This window comes from Paenarthrobacter nicotinovorans (assembly GCF_021919345.1).
Classification (GTDB): domain Bacteria; phylum Actinomycetota; class Actinomycetes; order Actinomycetales; family Micrococcaceae; genus Arthrobacter; species Arthrobacter nicotinovorans.
On sequence record NZ_CP089293.1, the window covers coordinates 3,207,593 to 3,229,482 of the forward strand.

The window sequence follows — 21,890 nt, forward strand, 5'->3', positions numbered from 1 at the left end:
GCCTGCTCATTCCTCAATCAGCACGCCGGTAATGCATGGCGACCGTGCCGTTGCTCAAAGGCTCCGCCGAGACCAGCTCCAGGCGCCGGGTGGCGGGCAGTCCCTCGTGATACAAGGTGGGGCCATGACCGGCGATGAAGGGATGGAGCAGGAACTTGTACTCGTCGATCAGGTTCAGCCGGTCCAACTCGGTGGCAAGCTTCCCGCTGCCGACCAGCGCCCCCGCAGGAGTCCTGTCCTTGAGCTCCTGGACCGCCGCTCGGAGGTCGCCCGTGACGTGGTGGCTGTTGGTCCACGGGAATTCACTTCGGGTAGCCGACACGACATACTTCGGTTTGGTTTCCAATGTCAGGGCCCACTCGCGCAGCGCCGGCGGGGCATCGATTTCCCCGCTGGCTACCAGCGGCCAGTAGCTTTCCATCATCTCGTACGTGGTGCGGCCCCAGAGCATCGCGCCGCTCTGGTCCAGGAGCCGGGTGAAAAGGGCGTGCGTTTCGTCATCGGCGATGCCCTCCCGATGGTCGACGCAACCGTCCAAGGTGACGTTGATGCTGAACGTTAGAAGGCCCATTTGCCGATTCTAGGGCCACCGGCAGATCGACGCAGCAGGGTCGAGGTGTTCCTTTTCTGGATTACCTGATTCGCCGGGTCAGGCAGTGTTCCGGTTGAGGCGCTGCACACTTTGAATGACTCGACGCATATACCCTCCAGGGGTATACTGGCCATGTCCGGAGCAAAGGGAAGGAGCACAGGTAAACGTGTCCAATCGCCTGTCCTACCGGACTTTTGCGGCTTTTCGACGGCGGGCCTCACTCCTGCTGCTGGTCGCCGCGGTAATCGCCGGCATCTTCGGGATGCACGTGGTCAACGGATCCCATAGCACGCACGCATCCACCGCAGCCGCAACGCTGCCGACGGCCGCTGCGGCCCACCACACTCATGGCTCTGCGCAGCACCTTTCGCAGACTCCGCTTGCCGAAGCAGACGAATGCACGTCGGGAAGCTGCGCCTGCTCCCAGGCCGCCGGCGCCACGTGCACCCCTTCCCTGAAGACGGGTTCCCTCGCTGCATCGGCTCCCGGCGACGCCGTCGCCGCCGATTCCCCTGACCGGGGACATGACGAGCCCCAGCCATCCTGGTCCTATCAACCTGCAGGCCCCACCCCGGGGCAACTCAGCATCAGCAGGACGTAAGCACTGGACAGGGTCGCCGACTGGCAACCCTGCCGTACCCCCGACGCCCCAAAGCCTCGGGGCACTCATCTGCTTACCCTTGGCGGCATCAATGAGCCGCCTGAATTGGCAAAGGACCATTCACTGATGAATAAAACACGCTTTACTGTCACGGGGACTGCCCTTGCGGCCCTGATCGCGCTGGCCGGCTGCGCATCGACCCCCGGCTCCGATTCGATGCCCGGCATGGATCACGGGATGTCGGGCCCCTCGGCCAGCCCTTCACCAGGCAACGGCTCCGCGGGCAGCTCTGATACAGCCCACAACGCGGCGGATGTCATGTTCGCCCAGATGATGATTCCGCACCACGCACAGGCCGTGGAAATGTCGGACGCGATCCTGGCCAAGAAGGATATTCCTGCGTCGGTGACGCAGTTGGCCGTTCAGATCAAGGCGGCCCAAGCACCCGAAATCCAGAAGATGACGGCCTGGCTGGAGGGCTGGAACATGCCCGTCATGGCGTCCTCCGGGCACGCAGGACACGGTATGGACGGCATGCTGAGCGAGGCCGAACTCCAGAAGCTCAAGGACGCCCAAGGTACGGAAGCGGCCAAGCTCTACCTGACCCAGATGATCACTCATCATGAAGGTGCGGTGGCCATGGCCAAGACCGAGATCGCTCAGGGCAAATATCCGGAGGCAATCCAGCTGGGACGCGACATCGTGACGTCGCAGGAGCGGGAGATCCAGGACATGAAGGGGCTGCTGGCCGGTCTCTAACGCACGGAACCGTCAACGCCCGACGGCGGGAGGCCGCCGTCGGGCGTTCCGAACAACAATGCTCTCGGAGTTAGCGCGAGCTGCCTGCCAGCAGACCCCTGCGCTGCAGGAGGCGCTTCTCGATCGGCCCGAACACCAGGAGCTCGATCAGGATGCCCACGAACAGGATCAACAGGATCGCGGCCATGACGATAGCCATATCGGACAACGCGCGGCCCTGGTCAAGGAGCGAGCCCAGGCCGAAGCCGATGGTGCCACCCACAGCAATGATTTCAGCCGCCATCAGTGAGCGCCAGGAGAAGGCCCACCCTTGCTTCAAGCCACCGATGTACCCGGGAAGGGCCGCGGGAAGGACGATCTGCAGCGCCATCTGGAGCCGGTTCGCACCAAGGACGGTTCCAACGCTGCGGTACTGCGGCGGGATCTGGTCGACGCCGGAGATGAGCCCGTTGATGATGGACGGGATGGCACCCATGAGGACCACAAAGTACACGGTTGCGTCCGTCAAACCGAACCAGATGATGGCGGCGGGAACCCAGGCCACTGACGGCAACACCTGAAGACCGGAAATCAGCGGACCGAAGGCACGCCGCAGAGGCGCAACCTGGGCAAGCAGCAAGCCCACGGGCGTGGCGACGACGACCGAGATCAGGAAGCCAACCAAGCCGCGCTGCAACGAAGTCCACACGGATTCCTGGACCTTGCCCTCACTCCACAGGACCACAAGCTGGTTGAGCACATCAAGAGGACCGGGAACCTGGTCTCGGCGCTTGAGGCCCAGCGACACGTAGAACTGCCAGGCGAGGATGAGGACCACCAGCGCCACGACGGGAAGGAGGACACGCTTCCAGTCGATGCCTCGCTTGCCCCCGACGTCTGACTGGAGGTTGTCCAAACCTGCTTCGAGGTCGCGGAGATCCGAGGCATTGCCCTTCAGCGACGGCGACGTGATGTGTTCTTTGGATTCGGTCACGGGAAGGGTCCGCTCTTCGGTGGTGATGGGGTTACTTGGCATGGCGGCGGATCTCCTCGCGAAGGCGTCGGGTAATGACACCGGTCAACTCCCCGGCACGGCCGGCGTCGGTCCGGTGTTCCTCGGTGACTTCCCATTCGGCCACCACACGACCCGGACGCGACGAAAGCAACAGCACGCGCTGGCCCAGGCGAACGGCTTCACGGACGTTGTGGGTCACGAACACGATGGTCCGGCCGGTTTCCTTCCAGATGCGCTCAAGCTCATCGTGGAGGAGGTCCCGGGTAATGGCGTCCAAGGCGGCAAAAGGCTCGTCCATCAGCAGCAGTTGCCGGTCCTGTGCCAGTGAACGCGCCAAGGCCACGCGCTGCCGCATGCCGCCGGAGAGCTCGTGGGGACGCTTGTCCCCCGCGCCGCCCAAGTGCACGAGTTCCAGCAGTTCGTTGGCACGTTCCCGACGTCCCGCCTTGGTGCTGGACTTGTCGGCCAACTGCAGCGCAAGCTCAATGTTTCCCCGCGCGGTCAACCACGGGAACAAGGACGCGTCCTGGAACATGAAGGCGGCACCATCGCTGGGTACTTCAAGAGCGCCCGACGTCGGCTTCTCCAGTCCCGCCATGATGTTCAGCAGGGTGGACTTGCCGCAGCCGGACGCGCCGAGGAGGGCGACAAACTCGCCCTGCGCGATGGTGGCGTTGACGTCGTCCAGCACCGGGGCGCCGTCGCCGAAGCGTTTGCCCAGGTTCTCGAGTACGACTGGCATGGTCCCGTCCTTCGTGTTGATTGGTAGAGCTGATGTGCCTAAGGGCCGGTCCGCTCCCCCATGAGAATCGCATGGGGAAGCGGACCAGCCCGTTACTGCTTAGTCCTGGCCAAGACCCGCGGCGGAGGTCTTCTTGCCTTCAACCTCGTTCAAGGTGCGGAGGTCGAAGATGCCGTTGATGTCGGCGGTCTTGGTGGTACCCGCGTCCACGCCGTCCTGGAGCAGCTTCTTGTACGTCCCGGCGAGCGGGTCAGTGGTGAACTTGATGTTCTGCAAAGCACGCTCAATGACATTCGCCGGAAGTGGCTTGCCTGCCGTGTCCTTGAGGACTGCGTTGATGGTGGTGGCCTTCTCTTCAGCCGAGGCCGAGTTGAGCCAGTTCACGGATTCCACGTGGCCCTTGAGGAGTGCCTTGACGGTTTCCGGGTGTTCGGCGGCGAACTTCTTGTTCACGATCAGGATGGTGGTGGTGAAGTCACCGTTCTCCCAGAGGTCCTTCTCGTCAACCAGGACCTTCGCTCCGGCTTCGAGGACCAAACGGGAGGCCCACGGCTCAGGCAACCACGCGCCGTCGAGCTTTCCGTCCTGGAAGAGCTTCAGCGACTGGGCGTTTTCGGTCGGGTTGATGTTGACGTCGCCGCTGCCGTCCGTGTTGGTCTTGAATCCCTGGTGACCCAACCAGGCGCGCAGTGCAACGTCCTGGGTACCGCCCAGCTGGGGCGTGCTGAGGACCTTGCCCTTGAGGTCGGCTGCGGAGTTGATCTCCGGCTTGACCACGAGCTGGGCACCGCCGGATGCTGCGCCGGCGATGATGCTGATGGACTCGCCGTTGCTCTTGACGAAGGAGTTGATGGCCGGGTTCGGGCCGATGTAGGTGGCGTCGATGGCTCCGGCGTTCAGGGCTTCGATGGCGGCGGGACCGGCGTTGAAGATCTGGGTGGTGAGCTTGGTGTCGCCGAGGTTCTTGGCGAAGATGCCCTTGCTGGTACCGACCAGGGCCGGACCGTGCGTGACGTTGCTGAAGTAGCCGAGCTTGAGCTCCGCCGCCGGTGTGGTGGCGGGGGCCGGCGCAGCCTGGTTGCTGTTGGAAACTGCGGAGGCCACTGCCGCGCCTGCACCGATCAGCAGCACGAGGCCGACGGCCAGGGCGATCTCGATGGTGCGGCGGCGCTTGGGCTTGGGTGCGGTCTCACCGGCGACGATGCGGGTGGTACCGGAATCGGGTTTCTGTGACTCGGGTGTGTTTGCCATGGGGGGGTCCTTATGAGAAGTGGGATGCGAATGGGGCGAAGATCAGGCCCCGTGACATCGCCCGTGTTGGGCAAGGAAGGACCATTCCGGAGAGGTCATGCCTTCACAGTAGGGACTGTCATATTTCCGCTTCAATCCCGCAGAAACCAAGGTTCACGAAGGTTCACGTGGCGTCATATTCGCTACAAGCTCTTCAATGTCGCGCGGAGTTGTGCGGCAGCAGCCACCTATGAGATGGGCTCCACGATCCCGCCAGTCCGCAGCGTTACCCGCCAGCGTGGCGCCGCCCTGGACACCCTGGGACGGTCCCCACGTTTTCGTCACGGCATCGTAGGTCTCACCCGAATTCGGGTACGCCACGAGTGGTTTGCCGGAGGCCTGCTGAAGGTTGGCCAGCGCCTCCGACACCAGTTCCAGCGGCACGCAGTTAATGCCGACGGCGGCCACGCGCGGTTCCGCGCTGAGCAGCGCAGCCACCTGCTCCAGCGGCGTTCCGTCACTGATGTGGCCGCTGTCCCGCAGCGTAAACGTAAACCAGGCTTCGACGTCGAACTCCGCCACGAGCGCCAACAGCGCCTCTGCTTCGGCGTACGACGGCAGCGTCTCACACGCCAGGAAATCCGCGCCGGCCTCTACCAGCGCCGCGATCCGTGGCCGGTGGAAATCCTGGAATTCCGCGGCGGAAAGCGTGTAATCGCCCCGGTACTCGGAGCCGTCGGCAAGGTAGGCGCCGTACGGTCCAACGGATCCGGCTACCAGCAATGGCCCATTCGCAGAACTCTCCGCCAAGGCTTCCTGTCGTGCCTCATCGGCCAAGCGGACGCTCAATGCCACCAGTTCCAAGGACTCCGGAACGGAAAGCCCGCGCCGCGCGAAGCCCTGTGGGGTCGCCTGGTAGCTGGCTGTGATCGCCACGGACGCGCCGGCGTCGAAGTAGTCGCGGTGGACCTGTTTGATCAGGTGCGGCTGTTCCAGCAGGACCTTGGCAGACCACAGGGCATCTTCCAGATCGCAGCCGTGGGCTTCCAGTTCGGTGGCCAGCGCTCCGTCCAGGACCAGGTCTGTGCCTGCCTCAAGGAGGGTGCTGAGCGTGGTGTTCTGTGGCATGGGTCCTTCCCCGGTAAAAGAAAACCGCAGCTTGTTCGTCGGTCACGCCTTAAAACGTGAGGGTCGCGAACAAGCTGCGGTTTGTGACTACGTATGACCCTAAATGACGTAACGTTCGTCTTCGTGGTCGCCCGGGTGGTCCTTGACCAGACCGGCGGCCAGCGTGTTGCCGTCGATTGGGTCGATCACCAGGAATGCGCCGGTGCGGCGGTGGTGCAGGTAATTTTCCAACGGCAAAGCAGCGGCGAGCCGGAGTTGGGCATGCCCGATGTCGTTGAGTTCCAAGGTGCTGGTGGGCTCTACGGTGAAGGTAGCCAGGTCCAGCTTGCCGGTGACGTTGCGAACCAGGGCCTGGACCGTGCGCGTACCGTGCTTCACCAGGACCTTCTGGCCTTCGCGCAGCGGCTTCGGTGACAGCCAGGCCAACGATGCGTAGAGGTCGGCGGAGCTTTCGCGGACAGTCCCGGCAGCGGCGATGGTGTCACCCCGGGCAATGTCGATCTCGTCAGCCAAACGGACGGCCACGGACTGCGGTGCCGCAGCTTCCTCCAGCGACTGGCCGGCGAAGTCGATGCCGACCACCGTGGTGACGCGCGGTTCGTGGCCGGGGCTGATGACGGACACTTCGTCGCCTACCTTCACGGAGCCTTCCGTGATCTGGCCTGCGTAGGCCCGGTAATCGCGGTAGGCCTCTACGTCGAGCCCGCCGGCCACAGCATCAGGAGCCAAGGCCCCCTGCGGACGGATGACCAGTTGTACCGGGAAGCGGAAGCTCTCCAGTTCGGCTTCGAGCTCATCGGCGGCCGGAAGGGTTTCGAGGACCTCCAGCAGCGCAGGGCCGGTGTACCAGGGGGTACGGTCCGAGCGGTCCACTACGTTGTCGCCATCCAGGGCGGACACCGGAACCACGAAAAGATCGGTCACCCCGCCCGCATTTGAATCGTCACGACCAAGGCCAAGCTCACGGCCGACCTTCTGCACATCAGCCTCGATGTCGCGGAACACCTGCTCGCTGAAGTCCACCAGGTCGATCTTGTTGACCGCCACAATGACGTGGGCAACGCGCAGCAACTGCAGCACGGAGAGGTGCCGGCGGGTCTGCTCCAGCACACCCTTGCGGGCGTCAATGAGTACGACGACGGCATCCGCAGTGGACGCGCCGGTCACCGTGTTCTTGGTGTACTGAACGTGGCCGGGGCAGTCGGCAAGGATAAAGCTGCGGCGGTCCGTTGCGAAGTACCGGTAGGCCACATCGATGGTGATGCCCTGCTCACGCTCGGCGCGCAGGCCGTCTGTCAGGAGGGCGAGGTCGATTCCGCCCTTCTCACCACCGAAGCCGCGGTCGGCAGAGGTGCGGGCGACGGCGTCGAGCGTGTCGGCAAGGATCGCCTTGGAATCGTGAAGGAGGCGTCCCACCAGAGTGGACTTGCCGTCGTCGACCGATCCGGCAGTGGCGAAACGGAACAGGGTTGTGGGCAGGGCTGTTTCCAGCCCGGCAGCCAATGTTTCGGTGCTCATTTAGAAGTAGCCGTCCTTCTTGCGGTCTTCCATGGCGGCCTCGGAGATGCGGTCATCTGCCCGGGTGGCGCCACGTTCTGTCAGGGTGGAGGCAGCGACTTCAACTACGACGTCGGCCACGGTGCGTGCTTCGGACTCGACCGCACCTGTGCAGGACATGTCGCCCACGGTCCGGTAGCGGACCAGTTTGGTGATGACGTCCTCGTGGGGCAGCGGCTGGGAAACTTCGCCCACTGCACGCCACATGCCGTCGCGGGCGAAGACTTCACGCTCGTGGGCGTAGTACAGGCTGGGAAGCTCGATGTTCTCGCGCTCGATGTAGCGCCAGATGTCCAGCTCGGTCCAGTTGCTGATGGGGAACGCACGGACGTGCTGGCCCACCGTGTGGCGGCCGTTGTACAGGTTCCAGAGTTCGGGACGCTGGTTGCGCGGATCCCACTGGCCGAATTCGTCACGGAGGCTCAGGATGCGCTCCTTGGCGCGGGCCTTGTCCTCGTCGCGACGGCCACCACCGAAAACGGCGTCGAACTTGTTGCGCTGGATCGCGTCCAGCAGCGGGACGGTCTGCAGCGGGTTGCGGGTGCCATCGGCACGCTCAGCCAGTTCGCCGCGGTCGATGAACTCCTGCACCGAACCGACAACCAGCTTCAAACCGAGGCGCTCAACGGTGCGGTCGCGGAAGTCGATGACCTCCGGAAAGTTGTGGCCGGTATCGACGTGCAGCACCGGGAAAGGGACCTTGCCGGGCCAGAATGCCTTGGTGGCCAGGTGCAGCATAACCACGGAGTCCTTGCCGCCGGAGAACAGCAGCGCAGGCTTCTCGAATTCGGCAACTACCTCACGGATGATGTGAATTGCTTCGGACTCGAGGGTGTCCAGTGAGCTCAGGCGCTCAGCTAAAGGGCCGCCGTGCCCGCTTCGCGATGCCCGCCACGCCGCGGCGGCCCCTTCAGCTTCGCTCTGCAACTGGTTCAACTCGAGGTCCTCGCTGGTTGTTTGAGTGCTCATGTGTGTAGTCCGCATTCTGTCTTGTCGGAACCTGCCCAGCGGCCGGCTCGGGGGTCTTCGCCCGGGGCCACTTTGCGGGTGCAGGGCTGGCAGCCGATGGACGGGTAGCCCTGGCTCAGGAGGGGGTTGACGGGGAGGATGTTGTCCTCGGAGTACTCCAGCAACTGATCGAAGGACCAGTCCACCATCGGGTTCACCTTGACCAGGCCGAAACCTTCGTCCCAGGTGACCACCGGTGTGTTGGTGCGGGTGGGGGCTTCATCGCGACGGACGCCGGTGAACCACACCTCATAGCCGGACAGCGAGCGGCGCAGCGGCTGGACCTTGCGCAGCGCGCAGCACTGTGCGGCGTCCCGGGCGAACAGATCCTTGCCCAGCAGGCGGTCCTGCTGTTCCACGGTGTTCTCCGGCAGGACGTCCACGACGTTGACGCGCAGGTTGGCAGCTACTTCGTCGCGGGTCTCGTAGGTTTCCTTGAAGTGGTAGCCGGTTTCGAGGAACAAAACGTCGACGCCGGGAAGCTGGTCCGCGACCATGGCCGGCAGGACGGCGTCGGCCATGGAGCACGCCACGGTGATGGCCGGCAGTTCGAAGTTCCGTGCCACCCAGGCGATTGCCTCCTGGGCCGTGGCGTTCCAGCCAAGCTCCGCGGCACCGGCTTCGGCCAGTGCCTTGAGCTCTTCCGGAGACCGCAGGGTACGCACGGCCGGAAGCGTTTGTGGATCTGTCATTGGAGGTCTCCTTCATCTGCGGAGTGTGCCCACTCGGCGAAGGTCTGCCCCTCGGCGCCGACGGCGACGAACTTGCGGACCACGCGCTCCACGTAATCGGGCAGGTCTTCCACCGTGACCTTGAGGCCGCGGACGGTGCGTCCCAAACCGGCTTCCTCGCGCTCGTTGTTCGCCAGCCCGCCACCGAGGTGGACCTGGAAACCCGGGGTGGGGTCGCCGTCGGGCGTTGGCAGCATCATGCCCTTCAGGCCGATGTCGGCCGTCTGGATACGTGCGCAGGAGTTCGGGCAGCCGTTGATGTGGAGGGACAGTGCCGAGGGCAGCTGCTTGGTCTCCACGAGGTCGGCCAAGCGGCGTTCCAGCTCGGCGATAGCGGTAGCTGCCGTGACCTTGGTTTCGACGATGGCCAGCTTGCAGAACTCAATGCCCGTGCAGGCAATGGTGCCGCGACGGAACACGGACGGGCGGGCCGACAGGCCCAAGGTGTCCAGTTCAGCGATGAGCGGCTCCACCTGCTCCTTGGCCACGTCCAGGATGACGAGCTTCTGGTGGGGAGTTGTGCGCAGGCGGTAGGAACCGTGCTTTTCCAGGGTGTCGGCCAGCGTCACCAGTGCCTCGCCGGACGTGCGTCCCACGGTGGGGGTCACGCCGATGAAGAACTTGCCGTCCTTCTGCTCGTGCACGCCGATGTGGTCACCCGGGGCGCTGGGCTTGGGCGCGGCAGGGCCGTCCGGAAGCTTGAAGCCAAGGTATTCGTCTTCGAGGATCTGGCGGAACTTGGCCGGGCCCCAGTCGTTCATGAGGAACTTCAGGCGGGCCTTGGTGCGCATCCGGCGGTAGCCGTAGTCACGGAAGATACTGGTGACGCCCAGCCACACTTCAGCGGCGACGTCGGCGGAAACGAACACACCCAGGCGTTCGGCCAGGCGGGGGTTGGTGGACAGGCCGCCGCCAACCCAGAGGTCGTAGCCGGCGCCAAGCTCAGGGTGGACGACGCCCACCAGGGCGAAGTCGTTGATCTCGTGCACGACGTCCTGGGACGGGTGGCCCGTGATGGCGGTCTTGTATTTACGCGGCAGGTTGGCGAGCTCGGGGTCGCCGATGAAGCGCTCCGCGAGTTCGTGGATGAGCGGCGTGGGATCGATGATCTCGTCCTTGGCGATACCCGCAACCGGGGAGCCGAGGATGACACGCGGGACGTCGCCGCAGGCTTCCGTAGTGGACAGGCCGATGCCCTCCAGGCGGCGCCAGATTTCCGGCACATCCTCCACGCGGATCCAGTGCAGCTGGATGTTCTGGCGGTCCGTGAGGTCGGCGGAGCCTCGGGCGAAGTCCACGGAGATCTGGCCGATAACGCGCAACTGCTCGGTGGTGAGCGCACCGCCATCGATGCGGACGCGCAGCATGAAGTACTTGTCTTCGAGCTCGTGCGGCTCCAGGGTGGCGGTCTTGCCGCCGTCGATCCCGGGCTTGCGCTGTGTGTAGAGGCCCCACCAGCGGAAACGGCCATGCAGGTCGGTTCCGTCGATCGAATCGAAGCCTTCCTTGGAGTAGACAGACTCAATCCGCTCGCGGACGTTCAGGCCGTTGTCTTCCTGCTTCCAGGTCTCGTTGGCGTTGAGCGGCGCGGTGCCGTCAACCTTCCACTGGCCATGGGGCTTGGCCGCCGGGCGGGTGCGTGCTGGGCGCGAAGGGACTGCGGCGTCAGCGGACGCACCGGCTACAGCTGTATCTGTCATACATCGACTGTAGGTCTGGCCAGATTTCGCCAGCAAAGGTCCGGAAATGTTGAGTCACCTAGGGAAACATTTCGTCACGAACACGCCAGCGGCCTTGTTCCGGACAGCCTGATATGCAGGTCCCCGAAGGGCGGTTTTCCTTGCAAACAAAGGTTAGGAGAGGCTTTCCAACACCGCGTCGTAGCGTTCCAGGGCAATCTCGGCCAGAACCTTCGACGGCAGCAGCGGAGCCGCAACAACGTCGGCACCGGCCTTCGCCAATTGGTCATGGAAGTAGCCGGTGGCCAGCAGGTAGGAGGCTATGAAGACCCTGCCGTGGGAGCCGCTCGGATCATTGGCGAGTTCGGCACGCAAGGAGGCGACGCCGTCGGGCACGTTGGGCTGGGCGCTGGCACCATAGGCGACCCGCACCTTGTTCGGCAGCAGCTCCCCCAGCAGGCGAGCCTGCTCCTCCGAGTCCACCGATCCGTCCGGCAGCGACGAGCCCGCGGCAGCCAGCAGGACGCCGTCGTTCTCTTCCAGTCCCGAGGCGCGCAGATGAGTGGCCAGCAGTTCGGCAAGCCGCGGATCCGGGCCCAGCGGCCTGGCGGCCACGACTTCGGGCCGGCTCTTGATCGCCTTGGGCACGTCGACCTTGATGTGGAAGCCGGTGGACAGCAGGAGCGGCACGACGACGGCGGCAGTCCCCTCGGGCAGGCCCTCCACCACGCCGGACAACTCGGGTTCCTGGACGTCGACGTAGGCCTCCAGGACCTGGAGTCCGGGACGGAGTTCCTCGATCTCGGCCATCACCCGGCGAATGGCCGCCTGGCCCTCAGCGTTGCGGGTTCCGTGGGCGCAAGCGATCAAAACGGGGCTGTTCATGGGAGCTAGCGTAACGTTGAGCCAGCACCTGTTGTGAAGCACGTTAAGAAAGAACCAGTCCACTTGATTTCCATTGACATTGTTCTTCTCTGGCTTGACCTCATCGGCGTGTTCTTTTTCGCGGTTTCCGGGTCGCTGTTGGCCGCCCGGAAGCAGTTCGACTTTGTTGGCTCCATACTGCTTGCCTCCATCGCTGCCTTGGGCGGCGGCGTGATCCGCGACATCGTCATCAATGCCGGGCCTCCCATCGCCTTCACGAATCCCGCCTATCTGGCGCCGCCGCTGCTCGCAGCCATGCTGGTCTACTACCTGTTCTCCTCCGTCCAGCGATTCACCTCGCTTTTGACGTTGTTCGACGCCGGCGGACTCGCCTTGTTCTGCATTACCGGAACGCTCAAAGCCATCAGTGCCGGCATGAACCCCGTGGCTGCGATCTTGCTGGGTGTGGCCACGGGCGTTGGCGGTGGTTTGCTTCGCGACATCACCGCCAACGAGATCCCCACCCTGTTCAACAACCGCGACATCTATGCACTGCCTGCCTTCGTAGGTGCTGGCTTGACCACGTTGATGTGGCATCTGGGGCTCTTCAGCGGGCTCACTGCTTGTGTCATTGCCGGTGTTGTTTTCGCGTTCCGGGTGACGGCCTGGCGACGCAGCTGGTACGTGCCGTTGGCTGTCCGGGGATGGCACCGTGCCGGTACTGGTGGGGGCGCAATTTCGGGTCCCCGGGATTAGCTAGGATAAGAGCATGACTGACATGTTCCTCGAGAAGTTCCGCGCGCTGGTCCCAAAGTATCTCGAGGATGAATGGCAGGAAGAAGACGGCCTCACGCCCGACGAACTGGACGACGCCCTCGCTGAACACTCCTTCACCATCCCACTGGTCCTTCGCGAGTTCTACCTTGCCATCGGCGGTTGCGAGGACCTCATGGAGGCCTACCACTACTTCTGGGACCCCGAGGAACTGGAAGTCGATGACGAAGGCTTCCTCATGTTCCTTGAGGACGAGGACGAACAGTTCACCTGGGGCTTCCGCACCGCGGACCTCAGCATCCCGGACCCCATCGTCTGGCGCCGCAACAACGCCCGCGGCCAGTGGAAGAGCGAGGAAGGCACGTTCTCCGAGTTCGTCTTCGACATGTTCGAGTGGGCCTTCAACGACGACGAGGACTAGGTCCTTTTTCAGGGCGCCCCCGTGGCTTCCTGACCTTGTTTGAACGACGCGCAGCCCCTATGCAACCTTGATTGATTGCATAGGGGCTGTTTTGCGTTGAAAGAAGGTCACAAAGCCACGGGTTTCCGGGCTTAAACGGAATGGCCCCGGCTCGCTGCAACGTTACGAGTCATACGCTGCACCGAACCGGGACCACAATCTCCGTTCGCATCAGACCCACCGGAGGCATTTAGTGGATCCGTGAATAGCTTATGACAATCCTGTCACAAGCGCAACTCTTAGCGTCAACGTAAATTCAAAGACGCCGTTGCATTTTTACGGCCCGGTGTAGTTATCCACATAGGCCGAAAAGCAGGCTCTGGGAAGTCTCCAACGCCGCAACCATAGCCTGATGGACCTCACCCAATTCCTCCGATCCAGACTCGGCGCGGCCAGAACCGCAGACTTGAGCGGGCCGGGTTCTCTGAACGAACACTGGCATCGGCGTTGAGCAACGGGGTGATCACCCGATTGCAGCGAGGCGTCTACGTCACCAAAGGAGCAGACCCCGACGTCGTAGCCGCCTTTCGCGCGAATGGCCGCCTGACCTGTATCTCGGCAGCGAGGTTCTACGGCCTTTGGGTACTTCGCGAACCAGAAACTTGGCACTTAAGCTGCGGCAACAGCCTGCCCAACCCGCAGGTTGTTGACCACGCCGGCGTGACCCATCCCCCGCATCCCTATCTACCTGTTGCAGGCGTGGCTGACGTTCTCATTCACGCCCTTCGTTGCCGGCCGAAGCTGGAGTCCCTGGTCATGGTCCAGAGTGCTGTGAGCCAGGCGCTGCTCAGCCCGGATTACCTAAGGTCCAAACTGGCGGGTTCCCGCAATGGCCGGGCGCGGGCTGTTGTGGGGTTGGTCCTTCCCAGGGCAGATTCTTTGCTGGAAGTCCTGGCACATGTCCACTTCACCAGGGCAGGACTCAGGGTGAAGATGCACGTGCAGCTACCCGGGGTTGGTGAAGTCGACTGCCTGATCAACGATTGCCTGGTGATCGAGCTGGACGGAGGTACCCACTTGGAAGGCAGGCAGGTTAAGAAGGACCAGTACCGGAACAACGCCAGCATGCGTGGCGGGCTGCTGGCTCTTCGCTATTACTACTCCGACGTCGTCCACCATCCAGGGAAGATGGTGGCTGAAGTGCTCATCGTGCTGGGTAACAGGGAAGCCGGGCACTTCGGACCGTCGCGGTGGACGCCAAAGTGGGTGCCGGCGTCGTGATTCGACCGTCCGCCGTGGCGACCCGAGCTACTTTGGAACGAAAACGGCCGCTTTGCAACCCGAAAAGGGTGCAAAGCCGCCGTCAAGCGCCTAAAGCGGGTCAGGAAGCCACGCCCAGGAAGACTTAGCTGCTGCGGTCCACCACTGCGTGGGCGAAGTTGGTCAGGGAATCCTTCACCACACCCTCCGGCAGCGGAGCCAGGGCAGCAACGGCCTCGGCGGACCACTGGCGGGCGATCTTCCAGGACTCGTTGGTCACGGGGTGCTCGCGCAGGCCGGCCACGGCCTCAGCCAGTGCCGAATCGGAGGAGAGGTCGCCGTCGATCAGTTCAAGGAGTTCGGCAGCGGAGGTATCCCCTGCGGCAGCATCGCGTCGCAGCAACAGGACGGGCAGAGTGGGTACGCCCTCGCGGAGGTCGGTGCCCGGGGACTTTCCGGACTTGACCTTCACCCCGGTGACATCGATGACGTCGTCAGCCAGCTGGAAGGCGACGCCCACCTTTTCGCCGTACTCCACCAACAGGTCTTCAAATGCCTCATCAGCGCCGGCGAAGATCGCACCCAGCTGGCCGGACGCCGCTACGAGTGAACCGGTCTTGTCGGCGATGACGGACAAGTAGTGCTCTACGGGATCTTCGTCCTCGCGGGGCCCCACGGTTTCGTGCAGCTGGCCAAGGCAGAGGCGTTCGAAGGTGCGCGCCTGGATGCCGAGTGCACGGGAGCCGAGCTCGGAGACCAGGATGGAGGCGCGGGCGAAGATGAGGTCACCGGTGAGGATGGCCACTGAGTTGCCCCAGACCTCGTGGGCGGTGGGAGCTCCACGGCGGAACGGGGCGGAGTCCATCACGTCGTCGTGGTAGAGCGTCGCGAGGTGCGTGAGCTCAACAACCACGGCTGCCTGGACAACCTCGGGCCGGGAAGCATCGCCCAGGTGTGCGCACAGCAGGGTGAGCAGCGGACGGATCCGCTTGCCACCGGCTTCCACCAAGTGCCGTGACGTCGCGTCAGCCAGGGGATCCGAGTTGGAGATGGCTTCGCGAAGCTTCTTCTCCACCCGGGCAAGGTTGTTGGTGATGGCAGGGCCAAGCTCGGCGTCGCCTGCAATGGCAGCAAAACCTGCGGGCAGCTGGAGGCCCGTCGCAATTGCCGTGGTGTTCAAGGAAGGCTCGGTGGAGTCCGGCAAGCCGTGCCCGGCATGCGTCCAGCTGTGTTCGGCAGAGTTCGTCACGGGTTAACCCTAACTAGTTGTTGCGGAAACCGCGGTGTCGGAGCCTGCCGGCGTCACAGCGCGGGCAGAGGAACTGTTGGACGTTGCCGGAACCAGCATCTCAAGGACCCGGATCACGCGGTCTTCGAAGCCCTTCGCGGACGGGTCGGTCAGGTTCGCGAGCATGCGCACTACAAAACGCATCAGCACGGGAATCGGCATACCGGTGCGCAGTGCGAGCTTCATCACCGCGGGCTTGCCAATCAAGGAAGCAAAGAGCCTTCCCAGCGTGAAGTGCGATCCCCACTGGTCCCGCACATAGTCCGCGTACCGGGAAAGGTGCGCGTCGGCGTCGTCGACGGTCCACCCGGCTGAAGCCGAACGGGAGGAGGCGTCGATGATGAACTCAGCGGCAAACCGGGCCGACTCCATTGCGTAGGAAATGCCTTCGCCGTTGAACGGGGACACCATGCCGCCGGCGTCGCCCAGTAGAAGCAGCCCGGGCGAGTAGTGCGGCGTGCGGTTGAAGCCCATCGGCAGCGCCGCGCCGCGGATTTCCCCCACCTGGTTTTCAGGGGTGAAACCCCACTCCGAGGGCATACCGGCGGTCCATTCGCGCAGGACCTGCTTGTAGTCGAGCTTGCCGAATTCCTTGGACGAATTCAGGATGCCCAGGCCGACGTTGGACGTGCCGTCGCCGACGCCGAACACCCAACCGTAGCCGGGCAGTGGCTTGCCGGACTTGCCGGGGAGTTCCAGCCAGCCTTCCATCCAGTCGTCTTCATGGCGGGGGGACGTGAAGTAAGTACGCACGGCGACGCCCAGCGGGCGGTCGTCACGCTTGTGCATACCCAGCGACACGGCGGTTCGCGTCGAGTTTCCGTCGGCGGCGAGAACGACGTCGGCGTGGAAGTCGCGCGTTTCGCCCGTCTTGCGTCCGGACTCGTCCAGGATTGAAGCGCGGACTCCGATGACACGTCCGTCATCTGCGGTCAGTGCGGACGTGACGCTGTGGCGTTCCAGCACCACCGCACCGGCCGACTCTGCGTGGCGCGCAAGGTCCTCGTCGAAGCCAAGGCGGGTGCGGATCAGTCCGTAGGTGGGGAAATCCGCAACTTCGGGCCAGGGCAACTCGATGGTGCGACCACCGGCAATGAGGCGAAGGCCCTTGTTGCGGCGCCACCCTTCCTCAACAGCGTGGGGCAGGCCGAGCTTCTGGATCTCGCGAACAGCCCGCGGGGTGAGGCCATCTCCGCAGACCTTCTCGCGGGGGAACGACGTCTTTTCCAGCACCGTGACGTCGATGCCCGCTTGGGCGAGGTAATACGCGGCTGTGGACCCGGCCGGGCCCGCGCCAACAATCAGTACTTTCACGTCGTCCTAAGTCAGCAGGCAGTACGGAGCTAGCCGGCCTGGTGGCGCGGCTTGATTTGGCGTCGCAGCTTGGCAACGGGAACACTCTCGCGGTGCTCTGCGGGCTTCTGCGCACGGTGCACGGCAACAATGCCACCGCTGAGGTTGCGGTAGGTGATGTCGGTCCAGCCGGCATCGGCGAGCCACTGGGCCAGGTGGTCCTGGTCCGGCCAGGCGCGGATGGACTCAGCGAGGTACACGTAGGCATCCGGGTTTGACGACACCTTGGTGGCGATGGCCGGCAGGGCGCGCATCAGGTATTCGGTGTAGAGGTTGCGCCACAGTGGAACCACGGGGTGCGAGAACTCGGCAATGACCAGGCGGCCGCCGGGCTTGGTGACGCGCAGCATTTCCTCCAGGGCCTTGCGGGGTTCTACGACATTGCGCAGGCCGAAGGAAATGGTGGACGCGTCAAAGCTGTTGTCCGCGAAGGGCAGGTTGGTGGCGTCACCGGCGATGAAGTCGATGTCCGGGCGGCGGCGCTTGCCCACTTTGAGCATGCCCAGGGAGAAGTCGCAGGCCACCACGTCCACGCCGGCGTCGGCGTAGGGTTCGCTGGAAGTGCCCGTTCCGGCGGCGAGGTCAAGGACCTTCTGGCCCGCTTTCACATCCATGGCGTCCACCACGATCCGGCGCCAGCGCCGGGTCTGTCCCATGGACAGGACGTCATTGACGACGTCGTATTTTGGGGCGACATCATCAAACATCGTCGCAACTTCGTCCGGACGCTTTTCCAAGGATGCTCGGTTCACCCAGTAATTGTCTCAGACATTCAGCAGACTTTGCTTCGCTGTAGAAGTCGGCTCAGGTTCTGGTTGCGCGCGGGAGTACTGTTGTTCCATCATGACGAGCACGCTCCGCACCTTGACAGTCCCCCTCGATGTTGAATCATCCCCAGGGGGGCTGCCGTCGTTTCTGGTGCGGGACGACGTCCTTTGCTGGTCCCGGCGCGAGGCCGGCCTGGTGGGCTACGGCGAGCTGACCCGTTTCAACGCCACCGGCCCGGAGCGCTTCCTTGAGGCTGATATCTGGTGGCGGCACCTGATTCTTGAGGCAGAGATCACGGACCACGTTGAGCTCCCGGGCACGGGTCCCGTGGCTTTCGGCTCGTTTGCCTTCTCCAAAACATCCCCGCACGTGTCCCGCCTGATCCTCCCGGAATTGGTGGTCGGTATCCGCGACGGCCGCGGCTGGGCCACTCAATTGACGTTCGACGACGGCCCCCTCACCGAGGCCGGCGTGCTCGCCGCCGTGGAACGCTGGCTGACCGAACCCAACGGCGACGGCTCAGCGACAGGAGGGTCCGACGTCGAACTCCCACCTGAGGCTGTTGCCGCCAACGGTTCGGCTGGTTACCTTAGCCATGGTTCCCTCAGCGAGGCGAACTGGATGAAGGCGGTTGCCGACGGCGTCGAGGAGATCCGCGCCGGCAAGCTGGAGAAGCTGGTTTTGGCGCGCGACGTCGTTGCCACCCTTCCCGCGGGCGTCAACGCTGCGGAGGTACTTCGCCAACTTGCCGCAAGGTACCGCGAATGCTGGACGTACGGTGTTGATGGCCTGGTGGGCGCGACCCCCGAGATGCTCATCCAGGTGGAGGGCCGCACTGCGCAAGCGCGGGTCCTGGCCGGGACGCTGGATCGCCGGGATGCGGACGGCATGGACGGCTCCCCCATGGAATATGCGGAGCGGGTCCTGGCCGGTTCGGAAAAGCAGCGCCACGAACACGAGATCGCCATTGATTCGCTGACCCGACAGTTGGCACCGTTCTCCGAGGCGATGAACTCCCATAGCGAGCCTTTCATCCTTGAGCTGCCCAACGTGTGGCACCTGGCGTCGGATGTGAAGGCGGAACTGGCCGATATCGAAGGTCACGTGCCGACGTGCCTGGCCTTGATCAACGCGTTGCACCCAACCGCTGCGGTGTGCGGAACCCCCACCCTGGTGGCCGGTGCGTTGATCCGGAAACTCGAACATCTGGACCGCGGCCCCTATGCCGGACCGGTCGGATGGCTGGACGCTGCCGGCAACGGCGAGTGGGGAATTGCGTTGCGCGGAGCCGTGATCGAGGACGCCAACACCGTGCGGCTTTATGCCGGGTGCGGCATCGTGGAGGGTTCGCAACCGGAGGCTGAACTGGCCGAGACGTGGGCAAAGTTCCGGCCGATGCTTGAGGCATTGGGAATCAAGCGCTGAATCTGGGATTCCAGACAGGACCTCGGTTCCGGTGGTTGATAAGTGCGTAAACTAGTTATCTAATAGTGAAACTTCGTTTCCTGTGATGCACATCTCATGTTCGGCGCTACACTAAAACCGACTCAGTTCAGCATCCACCGCAACAAAAGGTAAACAACATGCAGATCTCCCGTTCGGTTCTGTCCGGCACCAAGATTGCCGCCGTGCTCGCAGCCGGCGCACTGGCCCTCACCGCCTGCGGTGGTTCCTCCACTCCCGCAGCCTCGGATGGCTCGGGCTTGAAACTCATCAATGCCGGCAAGCTGACTGTCTGCTCGGATGTGCCCTACGAGCCCTTCGAATTCCAGAAGGACGGCAAGATTGTCGGCTTCGACATGGACATCGCTGCCGAGATCGCAAAGGACATCAAGGCAGAACTCAACGTGGTGGACAGCTCCTTCGAAGCCATCGAGACCGGCACTGCACTGACTGGGTGCGACGTCTCCATCTCCTCGATCTCCATCACTGACGTCCGCAAGAACGTCATGGACTTCTCCAACCCCTACCTCGATGACGACCTGACCCTGGTGGCCACCTCGTCCTCGGGCATTAACAACATTGACGGCGCCAAGGGCAAGAAGGTGGGTGTCCAGCAGGCAACCACCGGCGCCCAGTACGCCAAGGACAAGGGCATCGACGCGCAGCAGTTCGAGGACTCCGGCCTCCTGGTCCAGGCCCTCAAGGCCGGCACCATCGACGCAGCCATCGGCAACCAGTCCGTGCTGGGCTACGCCATCAAGGACGATTCCAACCTCAAGCGCGTCGAGGACTACGCGACGGGCGAGAAGCTGGGCATCGCCATCAAGAAGGGCAACACCGCCATGGCTGACGCCGTGAACGGCACCCTGAAGCGCATCACTGATGACGGCTCCCTGAAGAAGTTCCAGACCACCTGGTTTGGCGAAGCCACCAAGTAGTCCGAGCCCCGGCTCTCCCGAGATCCACGCAGGCGGGCCCCGAAACGATACGTTGTTTCGGGGCCCGGCTGCGCAACATGAATGTGAGAACACCATGGCAATGACTGCACGTCAACGAGCCAAAGTCAGTTTGTACGTCCAGGCCGGGATATTCGTTGTGGTCCTGGCCGCAGTAATCCTTGCTGTGGACTGGAAGACGATCGGCACCAGCGTCTTCAACTTCGCCAAAATCGGGCCGATGTTCCCGGATATCTTCCTGGTTGGCCTCAAGAACACCCTTATCTACACGGCGCTGGCCTTCGTGGTGGGCTTGTCGGGCGGCCTCCTGCTGGCCCTCATGAAGCTCTCTTCCTTCCCCCTGTACCGCTGGATCGCCACCGGGTACATCGAGTTCTTCCGCGGCGTCCCTGCCCTGCTGGTCTTCATCGCTTTCGGCTACGGTGTTCCCCTGGCTTTCGGTGTGCAGTGGGACGTCAACATCGTGGTCATGGTTTCCCTGGGCATGGTGGCGTCTGCGTACATCGCTGAAACCCTGCGCGCCGGTCTGCAGGCCGTGCCCAAGGGCCAGATGGAAGCAGCGCGTTCACTGGGTATGCCGCACTGGCGTGCGATGGTCTCGATCGTCATTCCCCAGGCCTTCAAGATCGTCCTCCCCCCGCTGACCAACGAGATCATCCTGCTCACCAAGGACTCCTCGCTGATCTACGTCCTGGGCCTCACAGCGTCCCAGTACGAGCTCACCAAGTTCGGCCGCGACGGCATCTCCAGCCTCGGCGCGGGCCTCACCCCCCTGCTCGCGGCAGGTGCTTTCTACTTGGTCATCACCATCCCCTTGAGCCTCCTTGCCAGGAAGTTCGAAAGCCGCTCCGCGCGGACCAAGCGATAGGCAGGACAGTCATGAATAACTCCACTGGGAGCACGGCCACCGTTCGCGCCGCCGGCGTCAACATCAAAGACCTGCGCAAGTCCTACGGCAGCAACGAGGTCCTCAAGGGCATCTCACTGACCGTGGAACCCGGCCAGGTTGTGTGCCTGATCGGACCGTCGGGTTCGGGCAAGTCCACCCTTCTTCGCTGCGTCAACCTGCTGGAACACCCCAACGCCGGCACCATCAACGTGGGCGAGTTCGAAGCGACCGACCCCGACGTGGACCTCAACAAGATGCGCCAAAGCGTGGGCATGGTCTTCCAGCACTTCAACCTGTTCCCGCACCTCAGCGTGCTGGAGAACTGCACAATCTCGCAGATGAAAGTGCTCAAGCGCTCCAAGTCCGAAGCCGCCGACGTTGCGCGGCACAACCTTGAGCGCGTTGGCCTGGGACACTTGGCCGACCGTTTCCCGGACCAGCTGTCCGGTGGCCAGCAGCAGCGCGTGGCCATCGCACGCGCTTTGTCCATGGACCCGAAGCTCATGCTCTTTGATGAGCCCACCTCTGCACTGGATCCTGAAACCGTGGGCGACGTCCTTGCGGTCATGCGGAAGCTGGCCCAGGAAGGCATGACCATGCTGGTGGTCACCCACGAGATGGGCTTTGCCCGCGAAGTGGCCGACCGCGTGGTCTTCATGGACGCCGGCGTTGTCGTGGAGGAAGGGCCGGCGGAGCACGTCATCAGCGCCCCCACCCAGCCGCGTACCAAGGAATTCCTGCGCCGCGTCCTTGACCCGACGCACATCGGCGTCGAGGAAGCGTAGCTTTTCGCTGGCGCCGCCGGCGCCGCTGACGCCGCTGGCGCCGCGCATATTGATTGGCGCCACAAGAACGGGAGGGCGACACCCACATT

Annotated in this window: 22 protein-coding genes; 9 read left to right on the forward strand and 13 right to left on the reverse strand. The window is 63.7% G+C overall.

Annotated elements, in window-relative coordinates; all coding sequences use genetic code 11:
- Positions 1 to 13: 13 nt before the first annotated feature.
- Positions 14 to 571, reverse strand: a complete 558-nt coding sequence (locus JMY29_RS14915) for a dihydrofolate reductase family protein (RefSeq protein ID WP_189075305.1) — start codon at positions 569 to 571, stop codon at positions 14 to 16.
- 187 nt (positions 572 to 758) lie between these two features.
- On the opposite strand from JMY29_RS14915, the gene JMY29_RS14920 reads away from it, so the two are divergent.
- Both JMY29_RS14920 and JMY29_RS14925 read left to right on the forward strand, forming a co-directional pair.
- Positions 759 to 1,193: a hypothetical protein gene (locus JMY29_RS14920; RefSeq protein WP_189075306.1), complete on the forward strand. Its 435-nt coding sequence runs from the start codon at positions 759 to 761 to the stop codon at positions 1,191 to 1,193.
- A 126-nt stretch (positions 1,194 to 1,319) separates the two neighbouring features.
- On the forward strand, positions 1,320 to 1,952 hold the full coding sequence (locus JMY29_RS14925) for a DUF305 domain-containing protein (protein WP_110503785.1): 633 nt from the start codon (positions 1,320 to 1,322) through the stop codon (positions 1,950 to 1,952).
- 70 nt (positions 1,953 to 2,022) lie between these two features.
- On the opposite strand, the gene JMY29_RS14930 is transcribed toward JMY29_RS14925, so the two are convergent.
- The 9 genes from JMY29_RS14930 to JMY29_RS14970 form a co-directional block, all read right to left on the reverse strand.
- Positions 2,023 to 2,967, reverse strand: a complete 945-nt coding sequence (locus JMY29_RS14930) for an ABC transporter permease (RefSeq protein WP_018776824.1) — start codon at positions 2,965 to 2,967, stop codon at positions 2,023 to 2,025.
- Complete coding sequence (locus tag JMY29_RS14935; RefSeq protein ID WP_018776825.1) at positions 2,957 to 3,688, reverse strand: ABC transporter ATP-binding protein; 732 nt, start codon at positions 3,686 to 3,688, stop codon at positions 2,957 to 2,959. Before JMY29_RS14935 ends, JMY29_RS14930 begins: the two co-directional genes overlap by 11 nt.
- 99 nt (positions 3,689 to 3,787) lie before the next feature.
- Positions 3,788 to 4,939 (reverse strand): ABC transporter substrate-binding protein, encoded by a 1,152-nt coding sequence (locus JMY29_RS14940; RefSeq protein WP_018776826.1) that lies wholly within the window; start codon positions 4,937 to 4,939, stop codon positions 3,788 to 3,790.
- Between the two features lie 153 nt (positions 4,940 to 5,092).
- Positions 5,093 to 6,046 carry a homocysteine S-methyltransferase gene (gene mmuM, locus JMY29_RS14945; protein WP_189075307.1) on the reverse strand — a complete coding sequence of 318 codons (954 nt, stop codon included), beginning with the start codon at positions 6,044 to 6,046 and terminating at the stop codon, positions 5,093 to 5,095.
- 99 nt (positions 6,047 to 6,145) lie between these two features.
- Positions 6,146 to 7,564 carry a sulfate adenylyltransferase subunit 1 gene (locus JMY29_RS14950; protein WP_064721527.1) on the reverse strand — a complete coding sequence of 473 codons (1,419 nt, stop codon included), beginning with the start codon at positions 7,562 to 7,564 and terminating at the stop codon, positions 6,146 to 6,148.
- Complete coding sequence (gene cysD / locus JMY29_RS14955; RefSeq protein WP_189075308.1) at positions 7,565 to 8,572, reverse strand: sulfate adenylyltransferase subunit CysD; 1,008 nt, start codon at positions 8,570 to 8,572, stop codon at positions 7,565 to 7,567.
- Positions 8,569 to 9,303 carry a phosphoadenylyl-sulfate reductase gene (locus JMY29_RS14960; protein WP_052247260.1) on the reverse strand — a complete coding sequence of 245 codons (735 nt, stop codon included), beginning with the start codon at positions 9,301 to 9,303 and terminating at the stop codon, positions 8,569 to 8,571. The genes cysD and JMY29_RS14960 overlap by 4 nt, the downstream gene beginning before the upstream one ends.
- Positions 9,300 to 11,042: a nitrite/sulfite reductase gene (locus tag JMY29_RS14965; RefSeq protein ID WP_189075309.1), complete on the reverse strand. Its 1,743-nt coding sequence runs from the start codon at positions 11,040 to 11,042 to the stop codon at positions 9,300 to 9,302. The genes JMY29_RS14960 and JMY29_RS14965 overlap by 4 nt, the downstream gene beginning before the upstream one ends.
- Positions 11,043 to 11,195: 153 nt before the next feature.
- On the reverse strand, positions 11,196 to 11,969 hold the full coding sequence (locus tag JMY29_RS14970; protein WP_018776832.1) for a sirohydrochlorin chelatase: 774 nt from the start codon (positions 11,967 to 11,969) through the stop codon (positions 11,196 to 11,198).
- On the opposite strand from JMY29_RS14970, the gene JMY29_RS14975 reads away from it, so the two are divergent.
- From JMY29_RS14975 to JMY29_RS14985, 3 genes are all read left to right on the forward strand, one after another.
- On the forward strand, positions 11,970 to 12,641 hold the full coding sequence (locus JMY29_RS14975) for a trimeric intracellular cation channel family protein (RefSeq protein ID WP_189075310.1): 672 nt from the start codon (positions 11,970 to 11,972) through the stop codon (positions 12,639 to 12,641).
- Between the two features lie 13 nt (positions 12,642 to 12,654).
- Positions 12,655 to 13,080 carry a hypothetical protein gene (locus JMY29_RS14980; RefSeq protein ID WP_018776834.1) on the forward strand — a complete coding sequence of 142 codons (426 nt, stop codon included), beginning with the start codon at positions 12,655 to 12,657 and terminating at the stop codon, positions 13,078 to 13,080.
- 486 nt (positions 13,081 to 13,566) lie between these two features.
- Positions 13,567 to 14,340, forward strand: coding sequence for a DUF559 domain-containing protein (locus tag JMY29_RS14985; protein ID WP_307730306.1), 774 nt, complete (start codon positions 13,567 to 13,569; stop codon positions 14,338 to 14,340).
- Positions 14,341 to 14,464: 124 nt separating this feature from the next.
- Here the strand turns inward: JMY29_RS14985 and JMY29_RS14990 are convergent, their stop codons facing one another.
- Genes JMY29_RS14990 through JMY29_RS15000 form a run of 3 tightly spaced genes read right to left on the reverse strand, consistent with a single transcriptional unit; the run spans position 14,465 to position 17,712 of the window.
- A complete protein-coding gene (locus JMY29_RS14990; protein WP_018776836.1) occupies positions 14,465 to 15,568 on the reverse strand; it encodes a polyprenyl synthetase family protein in 1,104 nt (367 codons plus the stop codon).
- Positions 15,569 to 15,577: 9 nt separating this feature from the next.
- Positions 15,578 to 16,921, reverse strand: coding sequence for a geranylgeranyl reductase family protein (locus tag JMY29_RS14995; RefSeq protein WP_189075311.1), 1,344 nt, complete (start codon positions 16,919 to 16,921; stop codon positions 15,578 to 15,580).
- A gap of 29 nt (positions 16,922 to 16,950) precedes the next feature.
- Entirely contained in the window at positions 16,951 to 17,712 is a 762-nt protein-coding gene (locus tag JMY29_RS15000) for a demethylmenaquinone methyltransferase (RefSeq protein ID WP_026267031.1), read from the reverse strand.
- A 91-nt stretch (positions 17,713 to 17,803) separates the two neighbouring features.
- Between JMY29_RS15000 and JMY29_RS15005 the strand changes: the two genes are divergently transcribed.
- From JMY29_RS15005 to JMY29_RS15020, 4 genes are all read left to right on the forward strand, one after another.
- Positions 17,804 to 19,153, forward strand: a complete 1,350-nt coding sequence (locus JMY29_RS15005) for an isochorismate synthase (RefSeq protein WP_026267032.1) — start codon at positions 17,804 to 17,806, stop codon at positions 19,151 to 19,153.
- 158 nt (positions 19,154 to 19,311) lie between these two features.
- Positions 19,312 to 20,109, forward strand: a complete 798-nt coding sequence (locus tag JMY29_RS15010; RefSeq protein ID WP_018776840.1) for an ABC transporter substrate-binding protein — start codon at positions 19,312 to 19,314, stop codon at positions 20,107 to 20,109.
- A 94-nt stretch (positions 20,110 to 20,203) separates the two neighbouring features.
- Positions 20,204 to 20,995, forward strand: coding sequence for an amino acid ABC transporter permease (locus tag JMY29_RS15015; protein WP_189075312.1), 792 nt, complete (start codon positions 20,204 to 20,206; stop codon positions 20,993 to 20,995).
- Between the two features lie 11 nt (positions 20,996 to 21,006).
- Complete coding sequence (locus JMY29_RS15020) at positions 21,007 to 21,801, forward strand: amino acid ABC transporter ATP-binding protein (protein WP_018776842.1); 795 nt, start codon at positions 21,007 to 21,009, stop codon at positions 21,799 to 21,801.
- Positions 21,802 to 21,890 lie beyond the last annotated feature (89 nt).

Bases quoted from the DNA above. Each gene is read 5' to 3' on its own strand.
- JMY29_RS15005 (WP_026267032.1), top strand. From the start codon at position 17,804: ATGACGAGCACGCTCCGCACCTTGACAGTCCCCCTCGATGTTGAATCA.
- JMY29_RS14940 (WP_018776826.1), bottom strand. From the start codon at position 4,939: ATGGCAAACACACCCGAGTCACAGAAACCCGATTCCGGTACCACCCGC.
- cysD (WP_189075308.1), bottom strand. From the start codon at position 8,572: ATGAGCACTCAAACAACCAGCGAGGACCTCGAGTTGAACCAGTTGCAG.
- JMY29_RS14925 (WP_110503785.1), top strand. From the start codon at position 1,320: ATGAATAAAACACGCTTTACTGTCACGGGGACTGCCCTTGCGGCCCTG.
- JMY29_RS14935 (WP_018776825.1), bottom strand. From the start codon at position 3,688: ATGCCAGTCGTACTCGAGAACCTGGGCAAACGCTTCGGCGACGGCGCC.
- JMY29_RS14960 (WP_052247260.1), bottom strand. From the start codon at position 9,303: ATGACAGATCCACAAACGCTTCCGGCCGTGCGTACCCTGCGGTCTCCG.
- JMY29_RS14965 (WP_189075309.1), bottom strand. From the start codon at position 11,042: ATGACAGATACAGCTGTAGCCGGTGCGTCCGCTGACGCCGCAGTCCCT.
- JMY29_RS15020 (WP_018776842.1), top strand. From the start codon at position 21,007: ATGAATAACTCCACTGGGAGCACGGCCACCGTTCGCGCCGCCGGCGTC.
- JMY29_RS15010 (WP_018776840.1), top strand. From the start codon at position 19,312: ATGCAGATCTCCCGTTCGGTTCTGTCCGGCACCAAGATTGCCGCCGTG.
- JMY29_RS14980 (WP_018776834.1), top strand. From the start codon at position 12,655: ATGACTGACATGTTCCTCGAGAAGTTCCGCGCGCTGGTCCCAAAGTAT.
- JMY29_RS14950 (WP_064721527.1), bottom strand. From the start codon at position 7,564: ATGAGCACCGAAACATTGGCTGCCGGGCTGGAAACAGCCCTGCCCACA.
- JMY29_RS14915 (WP_189075305.1), bottom strand. From the start codon at position 571: ATGGGCCTTCTAACGTTCAGCATCAACGTCACCTTGGACGGTTGCGTC.
- JMY29_RS15015 (WP_189075312.1), top strand. From the start codon at position 20,204: ATGGCAATGACTGCACGTCAACGAGCCAAAGTCAGTTTGTACGTCCAG.
- JMY29_RS14930 (WP_018776824.1), bottom strand. From the start codon at position 2,967: ATGCCAAGTAACCCCATCACCACCGAAGAGCGGACCCTTCCCGTGACC.
- mmuM (WP_189075307.1), bottom strand. From the start codon at position 6,046: ATGCCACAGAACACCACGCTCAGCACCCTCCTTGAGGCAGGCACAGAC.